This window comes from Terrabacter sp. Soil810, from assembly GCF_001429645.1.
Lineage (GTDB): Bacteria > Actinomycetota > Actinomycetes > Actinomycetales > Dermatophilaceae > Terrabacter.
In genome coordinates, this window is the sequence record NZ_LMSW01000001.1 from 613,156 (window position 1) to 626,656 (window position 13,501).

The 13,501-nt window shown below is 74.3% G+C and carries 13 protein-coding genes; 5 read left to right on the forward strand and 8 right to left on the reverse strand.

Features of this window, described 5'->3' with window-relative positions:
• Nucleotides 1-17: 17 nt before the first annotated feature.
• The 5 genes from ASG96_RS02745 to ASG96_RS02765 all read right to left on the reverse strand — a co-directional run bounded on the left by ASG96_RS02745 (nt 18) and on the right by ASG96_RS02765 (nt 5,454).
• Nucleotides 18-1,247 (reverse strand): NAD(P)/FAD-dependent oxidoreductase, encoded by a 1,230-nt coding sequence (locus ASG96_RS02745; protein WP_057586451.1) that lies wholly within the window; start codon nt 1,245-1,247, stop codon nt 18-20.
• A 113-nt stretch (nt 1,248-1,360) separates the two neighbouring features.
• The gene (locus tag ASG96_RS02750; RefSeq protein WP_056759892.1) at nt 1,361-2,236 is read right to left on the reverse strand and encodes a 1,4-dihydroxy-2-naphthoate polyprenyltransferase; all 876 of its coding nucleotides are present in this window, start codon (nt 2,234-2,236) and stop codon (nt 1,361-1,363) included.
• Nucleotides 2,237-2,254: 18 nt separating this feature from the next.
• The gene (locus ASG96_RS02755; RefSeq protein ID WP_056759890.1) at nt 2,255-2,572 is read right to left on the reverse strand and encodes a PLD nuclease N-terminal domain-containing protein; all 318 of its coding nucleotides are present in this window, start codon (nt 2,570-2,572) and stop codon (nt 2,255-2,257) included.
• 12 nt (nt 2,573-2,584) lie between these two features.
• Nucleotides 2,585-3,769, reverse strand: a complete 1,185-nt coding sequence (gene menE, locus ASG96_RS02760) for an o-succinylbenzoate--CoA ligase (protein ID WP_056759888.1) — start codon at nt 3,767-3,769, stop codon at nt 2,585-2,587.
• Nucleotides 3,769-5,454, reverse strand: a complete 1,686-nt coding sequence (locus ASG96_RS02765) for an MFS transporter (protein WP_235509036.1) — start codon at nt 5,452-5,454, stop codon at nt 3,769-3,771. The genes menE and ASG96_RS02765 overlap by 1 nt, the downstream gene beginning before the upstream one ends.
• Nucleotides 5,455-5,584: 130 nt before the next feature.
• On the opposite strand from ASG96_RS02765, the gene ASG96_RS02770 reads away from it, so the two are divergent.
• Complete coding sequence (locus ASG96_RS02770) at nt 5,585-6,562, forward strand: alpha/beta hydrolase (protein WP_082591579.1); 978 nt, start codon at nt 5,585-5,587, stop codon at nt 6,560-6,562.
• A 24-nt stretch (nt 6,563-6,586) separates the two neighbouring features.
• Here ASG96_RS02770 and ASG96_RS02775 read toward each other — a convergent pair whose 3' ends face one another.
• On the reverse strand, nt 6,587-7,546 hold the full coding sequence (locus ASG96_RS02775) for a 1,4-dihydroxy-2-naphthoyl-CoA synthase (protein ID WP_056759883.1): 960 nt from the start codon (nt 7,544-7,546) through the stop codon (nt 6,587-6,589).
• A gap of 35 nt (nt 7,547-7,581) precedes the next feature.
• Between ASG96_RS02775 and ASG96_RS02780 the strand changes: the two genes are divergently transcribed.
• The 4 genes from ASG96_RS02780 (at nt 7,582) to ASG96_RS02795 (ending at nt 10,241) form a co-directional block, all read left to right on the forward strand.
• On the forward strand, nt 7,582-8,082 hold the full coding sequence (locus tag ASG96_RS02780; RefSeq protein ID WP_057586454.1) for an NUDIX domain-containing protein: 501 nt from the start codon (nt 7,582-7,584) through the stop codon (nt 8,080-8,082).
• 135 nt (nt 8,083-8,217) lie between these two features.
• Entirely contained in the window at nt 8,218-8,478 is a 261-nt protein-coding gene (locus tag ASG96_RS02785) for a hypothetical protein (protein WP_057586456.1), read from the forward strand.
• Nucleotides 8,479-8,499: 21 nt separating this feature from the next.
• Nucleotides 8,500-9,504, forward strand: coding sequence for an o-succinylbenzoate synthase (locus ASG96_RS02790; RefSeq protein WP_057586458.1), 1,005 nt, complete (start codon nt 8,500-8,502; stop codon nt 9,502-9,504).
• A complete protein-coding gene (locus ASG96_RS02795; protein ID WP_057586460.1) occupies nt 9,501-10,241 on the forward strand; it encodes a 3-keto-5-aminohexanoate cleavage protein in 741 nt (246 codons plus the stop codon). Before ASG96_RS02790 ends, ASG96_RS02795 begins: the two co-directional genes overlap by 4 nt.
• A gap of 115 nt (nt 10,242-10,356) precedes the next feature.
• On the opposite strand, the gene menD is transcribed toward ASG96_RS02795, so the two are convergent.
• Nucleotides 10,357-12,102 carry a 2-succinyl-5-enolpyruvyl-6-hydroxy-3-cyclohexene-1-carboxylic-acid synthase gene (gene menD, locus ASG96_RS02800; RefSeq protein WP_057586462.1) on the reverse strand — a complete coding sequence of 582 codons (1,746 nt, stop codon included), beginning with the start codon at nt 12,100-12,102 and terminating at the stop codon, nt 10,357-10,359.
• Nucleotides 12,103-12,112: 10 nt separating this feature from the next.
• Nucleotides 12,113-13,408, reverse strand: a complete 1,296-nt coding sequence (locus ASG96_RS02805) for an isochorismate synthase MenF (RefSeq protein ID WP_057586465.1) — start codon at nt 13,406-13,408, stop codon at nt 12,113-12,115.
• Nucleotides 13,409-13,501: the final 93 nt, after the last annotated feature.

The following is a 13,501-nucleotide window of genomic DNA, read 5'->3' on the forward strand; positions in this document are numbered from 1 at the left end:
AGCTGGGGAGGGGCGGGTCAGGCGGGGACGCCCAGGCGGCTCGCGACCCGGGTCGCGGTGACGGCCGCGTCCGCGCCGACTCCGAAGAGCAGCGCCGAGGAGCGCCGGCGCAGGAAGTGGACCCCGACGAAGTGCAGGTCGGGGGCCGCGGTGCTCTCGCCGTCGTCATGCACCGGGAAGCCCTGCTCGTCGACGAGGCAGGGGACGTCCACCCACGACGCGTAGTCGGGCCTGAAGCCCGCGGCGACGACCACCGACCCGAGCTCGCGCACCGGCACGAACTCGACGCCGCGTCGGGCCAGGGGCGGCGGGTCCGGCAGGTCGGGAGCCTCGATGCCCTCGCGAGCACAGAGGTCGAGGACGAACCCACGGATGAGGCGGTAGCCGTCGTCGCCCGCGGCCACCGACGCGTCGAGGTCCGGCGCGAGCCGCACGACGTCGTCGTCGGCACCGACGAGGTGCCCGCCGAGCCGGACACCGAGACCGGCGAGCGTGCGGTAGTTGAGGTCGTGCCCGCCGGCAGCACCGCTCAGCTGCGGGTTCGCGCCGAAGCGCGCTGCGGGGGTGGGCAGGTCCTCGACGCGTTGGTCGAAGAACGGCGTGTCGAGCAGCCACTCGAAGACGTCGCGGTCGCCGGCGCGGCGCGGGAACCACGGCGCCCGCCCGCAGGCCATGACGACGTCACGGCCGGCCAGCGCGAGCTCCTCGGCGACCTGGCACGCGCTCTGGCCGCTGCCGACCACGAGGACGGGCCCGTCGGGCATGGCATCCGGGTTGCGGTAGCCCGCGAGGTCGAACACGGGGAGCCCCTCGGGCAGGCTCGCGCAGGCGGGCGGGCGGTGGGGACGCTGGTACGCGCCGGTCGAGGCGACGACGACGCGGCTGACGACCGTCCCCGCGTCGGTGTCGAGCGCGAAGCCGCCTTCGTCCCGCTGCCGCAGCCGTCGCACGGGGCAGCCTGAGCGCACGGGGGCGCGCAGCCGGCCGGCCCAGGCGTCCAGGTGGGCCGCGATCTCGGTGCGTCCCATGAAGCCCTGGGGGTCGTCGCCGGTGTAGGGCGCGCCGGGCAGCCGGACCGTGTGGTTCTGCCCGACGAGGGTGAAGCCGTCCCACCGGCCGAGCCATGCGGAGCCCGGCACGTCGGCCTCGAGGACGACGTGCTCGACGCCGCGCTGCTCGAGCTCGTGACTCGTCGCGAGACCGGCCTGGCCGGCCCCGATGACGACGACGTCGATCTCCTCGGCCACCCGTCCACGGTGGCACCTCCGCCCGGCTGCGTCAGCCGAATGCCGCACCCCGGGTGGGTATGCCGTCGCGCCGGGTCGCGAGGGACCACCTCCACCCAGGGCGGCTCAGCGGGTCAGGCGCGCCCGAGCGCGAGACCGACGGCGAGCAGGAGCGACCAGGCCAGCTGGAACTGCCCCGTGCCGGCCAGCGCCGGGATGAGGCCGGGACCGGTGGCGCGCCCGACGACGGCCTGCATCGGTCGCACGACGAGCGGCGCGGCGAGGAGGGAGAGCAGCGCCCACGGCGAGGTGAGCGACGCCAGGCCGGTCATGACGAACGCCACCGCGACGAGCGCGACGTAGAAGGCACGCGTGCCCGACTCGCCCATCCGCACCGCGAGCGTGAGCTTGCCGTGCTCGCGGTCGGTCGGGATGTCGCGCAGGTTGTTGGCGACGAGGATCGCCGAGGCCAGCGCCCCCACCCCGATGGCGCCCCACCAGCCGGCGGCGGTGGGCGGTGTCATCGTGGCCATCGTGCCGAGGGTCGCGACGAGCCCGAAGAAGACGAACACGAAGAGCTCGCCGAGACCGAGGTAGCCGTAGGGGCGCGAGCCGCCGGTGTAGTACCAGGCCGCGACGATGGCGGCCGCGCCGATGGGGATCATCACCCAGAGCTGCGACAGGCCGACGAGCGCGAGCCCCATGAGGCCGGCGAAGAAGAAGCAGGCGAACGCCGCGATCTTGACCGACCGGGGTTCGGCGAGTCGCTGGCCGACGAGCCGCACGGGCCCGACGCGCACCTCGTCGGTGCCCCGGATGCCGTCGGAGTAGTCGTTGGCGAAGTTGACCCCGACCTGCAGGGACAGGGCCACGACGAGTGCGAGGACGGCATACGCCCAGACGACGTGACCGGTCTGGTAGGCGGCGCCGGTGCCGACGAGGATGGGGGAGACGGCGGCGGGCAGCGTGCGGGGGCGGGCGCCCTCGATCCACTGGGACAGGGTGGCCATGGAGTCGGGAGGGTCCTTCTACAGCTTGCGGAGGAAGTCGGGGTCGTCGTCGGGGCCCATGGGGCCGCGGGGCCCGGGCGGTCGCCGGCCGGGGCCGCGCGAGGCGGGACCGGGTCCACCCCGGGCGTCGCTGCGCCCGGCGACGAGCCAGAAGATCGGGCCGAGCACGGGAACGAGCACCGCGATGAGCCAGACGGTCTTGGGCATGACCCGCACGAGCCGCCGGTCGGTCTGCAGGCAGTCGACCAGGGCGTAGATCGTGGCGAAGACCACGAGGGCGACGAGCACGACGCGCAGCACGACGACCTCCTTCGGCGACGGGTGGGACACCCTCATCTTGCCACCCGTTCAGGCGGGGCCCTGCACGGCGCGTCGGATGGCGGCCCGATCGGGTTTGCCGGGCCCCCGCTGGGGGATCGCGGCGAGCACGAGCACCCGTCGCGGCAGCGCCGCGTCCGGGAGGATGCCGCGGAGCCGCTCGCGCACCTGGCGGGTCGTCAGGTGCCCGGTCGGGTCGACGAGCGTCACTGCGGCACAGACGGACTCGCCCCACTCGGGGTCGGGCAGCCCCAGCACGACGACGTCGAGGACGTCGTCGAGGTGCCGGGTCATGGCGTCCTCGACGACACCGGGGTTGATCTTGAGGCCCCCGGTGTTGATGACGTCGTCGGCTCGGCCGTCGATGACGAGCAGGCCGTCGTCGTCGAAGTGGCCGAGGTCGTCGGTGCGGAACCAGCGGACGCCGTCGGGGTCGACGGTGAACGCGTCCCGGCTCAGGCGGCCCCCGCCGAGGTAGCCGTGGGCGACGGTGTCGCCGCCGAGCACGACGTGCCGGTCGTTGTCGACGTGGACCCGGCTGACGGGCAGGGGCATCCCGTCGTAGACGCAGCCCCCCGCCGTCTCGCTCATCCCGTACGTGAGGCTGAGGGTGACCCCCAGCGTGCGGGCGCGCTCGACGAGGGCCGGTGGGGTGGCGGCGCCGCCGACCAGGACACCGTCGAAGGCGCGCAGGGCCTCGAGCCCGACGGCGTCGTCGACGAGACGGGCCAGCTGCGTCGGCACGAGCGCCGTGTAGCGGCGGGGCGCGGCACTCGTGGGGCGCACCAGGTCGGCGGCCCGCGCGAAGCCCGCGACCGAGAAGCCGTCGCGCAGGTCGAGCACCTCGGGCGTGACCCCCGAGGCCAGGGACCGGAGCAGCACCTGCAGCCCGGCGACGTGGTGCGCGGGCATGGCGAGCAGCCAGGCGCCGCTGCCGCCCAGCACCTGGTGGGTGGCCCAGGCGGACCGCTCGAGCGCGTCGGCAGTCAGCAGCGCGCGCTTGGGTCGTCCGGTCGATCCCGACGTGCCGATGGCGACCGCGAGGCCGTCGGGCAGCTCGGCGGGGTCGTGGGACGGCAGGGACGGCGGCGGGTCGTCAGCGGCATACGGCAGCACGGGGGAGCGGCCGGTCAGGGCCGCCTCGAGGTCGGGCAGCACGTCGAGGACGGCGGGCCCGGCGGGGACCGCCAGGGGGCGGGGGGACGGCGCGGCCATCAGGCACGTCTCGCTCTCGGGGGTGCGGTGGGTGCGGTGGGGGCGGCGCGTCGGCGCTGCCGGGCGGCCACGAGGACGGTCCAGACGAGCGCGACGGCGCAGACCGGGAAGCCGATGTGGGGGTTGAGGGGGAGCACGATGCCGAGGGTGCCGCCGACGACCCACAGCACCTGGAGCATCGTCTCGGACCACGCGAAGACCGACGTGCGGACGTTCTCGGGGACCTCGCGCTGCACGAGGGCGTCGAAGCCCAGCTTGGACAGCTGCGCGGACATGCCCTGGACGAAGCCGAGGATCACGAGCGTCCACACGGCGTACCAGAGGCCCGTCGCGATGCAGCAGACCGTGGCCGCGAGCACCGACACCATGGCGATGCGTTCGGGCCGCTGGTCGCGCACGACGTTGCCGACGACGCTGCCCATGCCGTTGCCGACGCCGATGGCGACCGCGATGAAGGCGAGGACGAGCTCGCCGCGGACGCCGTCGATGGGGTGCTCCTTGGCGAGGAACGCCATGAAGAGGATGAGGAAGCCGGTGAGCACGCGCGTGCCGCCCGTCGACCACATGGCGTGCATGACGGGCCACGGGATCGCCTGCTTGCGCCGGCGGAAGCGGCCGACGGGTCCCAGCGAGTCGACCGTGAGCGCCTCGCCCTCCGAGGGCGTATGCCGCCGGGCCGGGTCGTCACCCCAGCCGCGCTGGGTGCCGCGGAGCGAGCTGGGCGCGGGCGCGACGCCGCCGTCGGCGCTGCGCACCGGGATCGGGGTCGTGTCCTCGATGGAGACCTCGCCGAGCGAGCTGTCGACGCGCGCCGGCAGGCGGATCGCCTGGACCGTGCCGATGACGAAGACGACGAAGGCCACGCGCAGAGCCCAGGCCGGGCCGGCGAGCAGGGCCACGCCACCGAGGGCGCCCCCGACGACGGCACCGACGACGCCGGCCATCGAGACGCGCGAGTTGGCCTTCACCAGAGTCGTGCCCGGCGGCAGGAGCCGTGGGACGGCCGCCGCCCGCGTGATGGTGTAGGCGCGGGAGGCGACGAGACAGCCGAGCGCGGCGGGGAAGAGCCAGCTGCTGTCGGTGGTGATGGCCTCGGCGAGCACCCAGCAGAGGAAGGCCCGCACCGCGAGCGTCGTGCCGATGGCCCAGCGCCGCCCGTGCGAGAAGCGGTCGAGCAGCGGCCCGATGAGCGGCGCGACGAGGACGAACGGGACCATCGTCAGCAGCAGGAAGGTCGCGACGTCGCTGCGGGCCTGAGCCGTCTGCGGGTTGAGGAAGAGCGTGCCGGCCAGGGCCAGCGTCATGATCGTGTCGCCCGCGGTGTGGCTGGCGTGCAGCTCGGTCATCCGCGCCAGGCCGCTCTCGCCGGCCCCGCCCGAGTGGGTGTACGCGTGCGCCTTGGCGGCGGCGAAGCGTCCGGAGCGGGCGGTCAGGCGGGCCGTGCCGGAGGCGGCGCGTCCGAGCCCGCGACCGACGGCGCGCGTCGCGTTGGCCACGGTGGTGCGCGGTGGCTGGCGGAAGTCCGCCGGTCGGCCGCCCTCGGGCACGTCCGGGGTCTCGGGGGCGGGAGGGGGAGCGGCCGAACCGTCGGGCCCGTGCGGGGTGCGCGCCGCGGCGGGATCACGCGGCGCGGAACCGGGCGCGCGACGGCCAGCGCTGGCGCGGCGGTCGTCGCTCGGTTCCACTCCAACATCCTGCCTTGTCCCGGTCCCGGTCGTGCGCCCGACACCGGCTTCGGCACAGTCCGCCGTCCTGCCCACGGAACGGCGGCGTCCCCGCCGCCGCTGGGCCCTGCTCCGTGGTTACCCTCAGGTCGTGACGACCGTGCCGGACGAGGGAGTGACGGGCACCGGTTCGACGGCTCCCCGTCGCCCGCGAGCCCGCTTCACCGTCGTGCTCGGGATCCTGTGGCTGGTCGTGCCCCTCGTGCTCTTCCTCCTCGACCGGTCCGTCCTGCTCGCCGGCAACCCGGCCCAGGTCATCGCGCTCGCCGCGAGCGGCCTGATCGGCGTCGTGCTCCTCGTGCGGGACCGCTCGGACGACCCGCGAAAAGCTCCCGTCCGGCCATGGCTGACGGTCGTCGGTCGGGTCGTGGCGGTGCTCGCGACCGTCGTCGTGCTCGGGGCGCTCATCTGGCTGCGCCCGTTCGGGGCGACGCCCGCAGCGGTGTCCGCGATGTCGGGCAGCGCGGACGTCCGCGTCACCGACGCCCCGGCCCACATCGTCATCGAGCCGACGAGTGGCACGCCCACCCGCGGCCTGGTCTTCCAGCCCGGAGCCCGCGTCGATCCGCGCGCCTACGTGCCCATGCTCTCGGAGGTGAGCCGGCAGGGCGTCATCGTGTTCGTTGTCAAGCCGCCCTTCGGCATCGGCTTCCTCGCCATGACGGCACCCCACGCGTTCATCGACCGCCACCCCGAGGTGACGTCGTGGACCCTGGCCGGGCACAGCCTCGGTGGTGTCGTCGCGGCCACCTTCGCCCACGACCACCCGGGCCTCGTCCGGGGACTGGCCCTGTGGGCGTCCTATCCCGTCGACTCGCTCGCAGACCGCGGCGACCTGGCCGTCGCGTCGGTGAGCGGCACCCGCGACGGCTTCACGACCCCCGCCGACATCGAGGCGAGCCGGCCCCTGCTCCCGGGCGACACGGCATACACCCCCGTCGAGGGGGCCGTGCACTCCTACTTCGGCGACTACGGCGAGCAGCCCGGCGACGGCACGCCGACGGTCAGCCGCCCCGAGGCGCAGCGACAGATCGTCGCGGCCACCGTCGCGCTCCTCGACACCCTCTGACGCCCAGCGGCGCCCACGGGCGTCTCAGAAGTACCAGGGGAACGGCGACCAGTCCGGCTCGCGCTTCTCGAGGAACTGGTCGCGGCCCTCGACGGCCTCGTCGGTCATGTAGGCGAGGCGCGTCGCCTCGCCGGCGAAGACCTGCTGGCCCATGAGGCCGTCGTCGGTGAGGTTGAAGGCGAACTTCAGCATCCGCTGGGCCTGCGGGCTCTTGCCCATGATCTCCGTGGCGACCTGCAGGGCCTCGCGCTCGAGGTCGGCGTGGTCGGCGACGATGTTGACGGCGCCCATCCGCTGCATGTCCTCGGCGGAGTAGGTGCGGCCGAGGAAGAAGATCTCGCGGGCGAACTTCTGGCCGACCATCTTGGCGAGGTAGGCGCTGCCGTAGCCGGCGTCGAAGGAGCCCACGTCCGCGTCGGTCTGCTTGAAGCGGGCGTGCTCGCGGCTCGCGACGGTCAGGTCGCAGACGACGTGGAGCGAGTGGCCACCGCCGGCGGCCCAGCCGTTCACGACCGCGATGACGACCTTCGGCATGGTGCGGATGAGCCGCTGCACCTCGAGGATGTGCAGCCGGCCGCCCTGGGCCTTCGTGCGCGCCGCGTCGACGGTGTCGGCCGTCTCGCCCTCGGCGTACTGGTAGCCGGAGCGTCCGCGGATGCGCTGGTCGCCGCCGGAGCAGAAGGCCCACTTGCCGTCCTTGGGGCTCGGGCCGTTGCCGGTGAGGAGCACGACGCCGACGTCCGGTGTCATGCGGGCGTGGTCGAGTGCGCGGTAGAGCTCGTCGACGGTGTGCGGGCGGAAGGCGTTGAGCACCTCGGGGCGGTCGAAGGCGATGCGCACGACGCCCGACTCCGCGTGCGGGCGGCCGGCCACGGGCCGCCTGCGGTGGTAGGTGATGTCGGTGAGGTCGAAGCCCTCGACGGGCGCCCACTCGCTCGGGTCGAAGATCTCGGACACGGCGCTCTGGCCCGGCTCGCTGCTCACGGACCGACCCTATCGGCGGCGTTAGGGTCGGCCGTATGCCGATCCCTCCCTACGTCTCCCACCTGCGCACCATGGTCGGCACCGAGCTGCTGTGGATGCCGGGCGTCACGGCGGTCGTGCTGCGCGCGGCCGCTGACGGCGCCGACGAGGTGCTGCTCGTCAAGCGCTCGGACAACGGCGCGTGGACGCCGGTCACCGGCATCGTCGACCCGGGCGAGGACCCCCACGTCACGGCGGTCCGCGAGGTCGAGGAGGAGGCGTGCGTCGTCGCCGAGGTGGAGCGGCTCGTGTGGGTCTCGGCGAGTGGTGTGGTGACGCACGTCAACGGCGACCTGGGGCAGTACCTCGACCACACCTTCCGGTGCCGCTGGGTCTCGGGGGAGCCGCGCCCGGGTGACGACGAGTCGACGGACGCGCAGTGGTTCCCGCTCGACGCGCTGCCGCGGATGGGGCAGGTCTTCCACGACCGCATCGCCGTGGCCATCGACAACCCCACCGACGTCCGCCTCGGCCCCCTCCCCGTCCCCCACGAGTGAGCGCGCCGTCCCGACCCGGAAGGGGTGACATCTGTCAGGGGGAGGTGCTGACAGAGGGACGGGTCCAGCGGGCCGCATCGGGCCTACCGTTGAGGGAGCAGGGGCCGGCCGGTCCCACGGACGGAGGAGACCCACGTGTTCTCGCCACGCAACGTCATGATCGCCGGAGCCGTGCTCGTCGCCGTCGCGCTCGGCTCGTCGGGCCACGGCATCTGGTGGCTGTTCGGCCTCCTGTGGGTGCTGCCCCACGCGGGCCGTCGCGGCCACCGTCACGGGTACGCCTGCGGGGGAGCGTCCCGACGGCGTCACGACCGTGGGCTCCCGCACGACGAGCCCGTGCCCACGTCGCAGCCCGACCCGACGCAGGACCGGCACCAGGCGTTTCCCGTCCGCTGACCGGTCGGTGAGGATGGGGGCATGACGACGCTGCCCCCTGCCGACGAGCTCGTGGCCCGCGCCCGCGTCGTCGCCCTGCCGATGCGGGTCCGCTTCCGCGGCGTCGACGTGCGCGAGGCGCTCATCATCGACGGCCCGGCGGGCTGGGGCGAGTTCAGCCCGTTCGTCGAGTACGCCGACAGCGAGTCCGCGCGCTGGCTGGCCGCCGGGCTCGAGGCCGCGTATGCCGTGTGGCCGGCTCCCGTGCGCGACGCCGTGTCCGTCAACGCGACCGTCCCGGCCATCGGCCCGGATCGCGTGCCCGAGGTGCTCGCCCGCTTCGACGGGTGCACGACGGCGAAGGTCAAGGTCGCCGAGCGCGGCCAGACCCTCGACGACGACGTCGACCGTGTCGCCGCCGTCCGGTCCGCCATGGGTCCGTCGGCGCACATCCGGGTCGACGCCAACGGCGGGTGGGACGTCGAGACTGCCACGGAGGCGCTGAGGCGGCTCACGGCATACGACCTCGAGTACGCCGAGCAGCCGTGCGCGGGCGTCGAGGAGCTCGTCGAGCTGCGAACGGCGTTGGCGCACAACGGGATCGACGTCCTCATCGCCGCCGACGAGTCGATCCGCAAGGCCGATGACCCGATCCGTGTCGCGAGACTCGGCGCGGCAGACGTCGTCGTCGTCAAGGTCGCGCCGCTCGGCGGGGTGAATGCTGCGCTCGAGGTCGTCGAGGCGTGTGGCCTCCCCGCCGTCGTGTCGTCCGCGCTCGACACGAGCGTCGGGATTGCGGCCGGGGTGGCGCTCGCCGCGGCGCTGCCGTCGCTCGACCACGCGTGCGGGCTCGGCACGGTCGGCCTCTTCGAGCGTGACGTCTCGGCGACGCCGTGGCGCCCGACGGGCGGACTGCTGACGACGGGACGTGCCGTGCCCGACCCGGAGGCACTCGCCGACCTCGCGGCGCCACCCGACCGGCAGCAGTGGTGGCGCGACCGGCTCGTCCGCTGCCACGCCGTGCTCGAGAGCGGCGGCGCCCCGTGATCAAGGCCTGCCTCAACGGCGACCGCACCCGGGCCCAGCACCGCACGGTGCCGCAGACCCCGGACGAGCTGGCTCGGGCCGCCTCCGAAGCGGTGGCGGCCGGCGCGTCCATGGTGCACGTGCACCCGCGGGACGGGTCCGGCCGCGAGACCCTCGACACGCGGCACGTCGTCGACGCCGTCGTCGCGATCCGCGCCGCGACGCCCGGTCTGCGGGTCAGCGTCTCGACGCGTGACGGCATCGTCGACAGCGCCCGTCGCAAGCTCGCCCACGTCTCGGAGTGGCCGTCACCCGATCTGGGCGGCCCCGACTGCGCCAGCGTCAACTGGCACGAGGACGGCGCCGTCGAGGTCGCAGCGGCCTTGCGTGACAACGGATCCGGTGTCGAGGCCGGCCTCTGGACCCCTCTGGCGGCCAGCAGTTTCGCGGGGACCAGCTGGCCGTGGCAGGTCGAGCGGGTCCTCGTCGAGCTCATCCCCGGCGTGATGCCCGGCTCCGACGGGCCGTGGGCGGCCGAGCGCATCCTTGCCGCGCTCGGCATGTCGCCGGTGCCGGTCCTCGTGCACGGGGAGGGGCGCTGGGCCTGGCGGGTTCTGCGCTGGGCCCAGGCCGCGGGCTACGACGTGCGCATCGGTCTCGAGGACACGCGCTACCTGCCCGACGGCAGGGAGGCGCGAGACAGTGCCGAGCTCGTCGCTGCGGCGGTGCGCTCCGAGCCGAGCGCTGCGTCGCAGTAGCCGGTGCCCGACGCGCCGGGCTGACCACCGCAACACACCGAGCAGGTCGCAACGCACCGCGATCCGATCCCGGTGGGTTGCGACCTGCTCGGTGAGTTGCCGGGTGGCTCCCGACTCAGCCTTGTCCGTCCCCGGGGCGAGGCACGGCCTGCTGGGCCAGCTCACGCAGCCACGCGCCCTCGGCCCGGCGGTCGGCGCGCGAGACCGGGACCTCGAGCACCCTGGTGCCGGAGAACTCCTCGGCCAGTGCCACTCCCAGTCGGCCGAGGTCGTCGACGCGTTCGTATGCCGTGTGGTGCGCCGCGCACAGCGCCCCGAGGTCGGTGCCGTGCGGGGTCGCGAAGACGCGTTCGAAGGCACTCGCATAGCGGCGGTCGCCCTGCTCGAGCGTGCTGAAGATCGCGCCGCCGTCGTCGCTGAGGACGACGAACGTGAGGTCCGGTCGTCGTTCGTCCCGACCGGTCAGCAGGCCGTTCGTGTCGTGGAGGAAGGTCAGGTCGCCGAGGTAGGCGATGGTGCGAGCAGCCCGCGATCGGCCGAGTGCGATGCCGACCGCCGTGGACACCATGCCGTCGATGCCGGCGAGGCCGCGGTTGCCGACCACGAACCGGTGCTCGAGCGGCGTCCATGGTGTCGCCATGACGTCGAGGTCGCGCACGGGGTTCGACGAGCCGACGACGAGCGTCGTGTCGGCTCCCACGGCCGCACCCACGACTGCTGCGACGGCGAGCGGCGACAGCGCCCTGTCACCCGGCGCTCGCGACGGATCTCCTGCTGGCGCAGTGAGTCCAGCATCGATGAGGCGACTCAGGCGGTCGTCGGAGACACGCCAGGCGTCGAACCAGGCCGGGTCGTCGGGACGGTCGACCCGCGGCACGACGTCGAGCACGCGGGCGACCCGACCGGGGTCGGTGGCCACGCCGTCGCGACCACGGACGGAGAGGACCTCGAGGCCCGGGTCGCTGATCAGGCTCGTGACGGGGCGCGACAGGGTCGGGTGGCCGACGACGACGACGCGCTCGACGTCGCCACGCAGGGCGGTCCCGAGCAGCAGACGGCCCGTGCGCAGGGCCTGGCGGCCGATCCGCGCCCCCGACGTGGGCTCGGCGACGAGCGGCCAGTCGGCGGCCTCGGCGAGCAGGCGTGCGGCCGGTCCGGCGTCGTCGCCGGCCACGACGAGGGTGCGTGGCCCGAGCGGCAGGACCTCACCGTCGGTCGGCACCCACACCGACGCCTCGACGTTCCCGTCCTCGCGCGACCCCGTGCCCGGCTGGGACTGCGCCGTGGCGCGGTCGGCGTCCTCGGAGGGGCGCTGCCACCAGGTGTCGGGGCCGGCGGCGGACGGCAGCAGGTCGCCGTCGAGCTGGACGTTGAGCTGGGTCGGCCCCCGCCGCGAGCACGCCTGCGCCACAGCATCGCCCAGGTCGGTGTCAGCCGTCGCGTCCGTCAGGTCGTGGCACGGGGCGAAGACGCCGAAGATTCCGGCCTGGTGCGTCGTCTGGTTGGCCCCCGTGCCCCGCAGCCGGTCGGGCCGGTCGGCGCTGACGACGACGACCCGACGCCCTGTGTGGTGCGCCTCCATGACCGCCGGGAGCAGGTTGCCCACGGCCGTGCCCGACGTCGTGACGACGGCGACCGGTCGCCGCGAGCCGGTCGCGAGACCGAGCGCGAGGAAGCCGGCGGACCGCTCGTCGACGCGCACGTGCAGCCGCAGGTCGCCGTCCCGGTCGGCCGCGTCGAGGGCGAGCGCGAAGGGGGCGGAGCGTGACCCCGGTGCGAGCACGAGGTCGCGCACGCCGCCGAGCCACAGCCGTTGCAGCACGTGCAGCGCCAGGTCCGGCGCACTCCGACGACCGGTCACCCTCGCCCCGTCAGTCGCTCGCGAGCGCGTCGCGCATGGGGATGAGCTTGGCGTTGGACTCGGCCACCTCGGACTCGGGATCGGACCCCGCGACGATCCCGCACCCGGCATACAGCGTGATCTGCGACGGGTTGCCGGCGTCGAAGGCGCCGCTGCGCAGGGCGATGCCCCACGCGCCGTCACCGCTCGCGTCCATCCATCCGACCGGGCCGGCGTAGCGCCCACGGTCCATGTGCTCGAGCTCGCCGATCAGCTCGACCGCGCGCGCCGTCGGCGTGCCGCCGACGGCGGCCGACGGGTGCAGCGACGCGGCGAGCGTCAGGGCCGAGGCGTCGTCGGCGCTCACCGCGGCGACGTCGGTCGCGAGGTGCATGACGTTGGGCAGGTGGAGCACGAAGGGGGCCTCGGGCACGTTCATCGACGAGCAGTGCGGGGCGAGGGCATCGGCGACCGAGCGCACGGCGTACTCGTGCTCCTCGAGGTCCTTGGACGAGCGGGCCAGGGAGGCTGCGAGCGCGAGGTCCTTGGCGTCGTCACCGGTGCGCCGGATCGTGCCGGCGAGCACGCGCGAGGTGATGAGTCCCTGGTCGCGCCGCACGAGCAGCTCCGGCGTGGCGCCGACGAGGCCGGCCACCGAGAAGACCCACGTGTTCTCGTAGCGCTCGGCGAGGCGACGCAGCAACCAGCGGGGGTCGATGGGTCCGGATGCCGTCGCGACGAGGTCGCGGGCGAGGACGACCTTGTCGACCTCACCCGCCCCGATGCGCTGGACCGCCTCGGCCACGGCATGGGCGTAGTCGGCGGGGGACACCCGACCGTCGGCAAAGGCGACATCGCGCGGAGGCTCGGGATCGCTTGCGACAGAAGGCTTCTCGAGGAGCGTCAGCTGCGGGTCGAGTGAGACGGTGGTGAGCCACGTCTGGCCGTCGCGGCGGCCGACGATGGTCGACGGCACGACGAGGCGTGCCGCCTCGGCCGAGTCCGACGCGAAGGGGAACGAGCCGAAGCACACGAGGCCCGTGCCCGGCCGGCCGACCTCGTCGCGCACCACGGCGTGCTGGCCGATCTCGCGCCACCAGGCCTCGGCCTCGCGGAAGCGGTCGGCGCCGTGGGCCTCGAACGTCAGCGCGGAGCCCCACCCGACGAGGCCCTCGCCGCGGCGCACCCACGACACCAGCTCGTCGTGCGGGACGTCGGCGGGAAGGTAGGCGAGCAGGGGGTCCGCGGCCTCGAGGGGCACCGTGCGGACGACGACCGTCGGGCCCGCGGCGGGGGACGGCGCTTCGGGGGCGGGAAGCGTGGACATCGGTGGCAACTCTACGGCCGAACCCGGGCGGGCTCGTTCGCGCGGTCGCCGGTGCGACCCGACCCACACCTGTCGTGGGTGCGAGGATGAGCG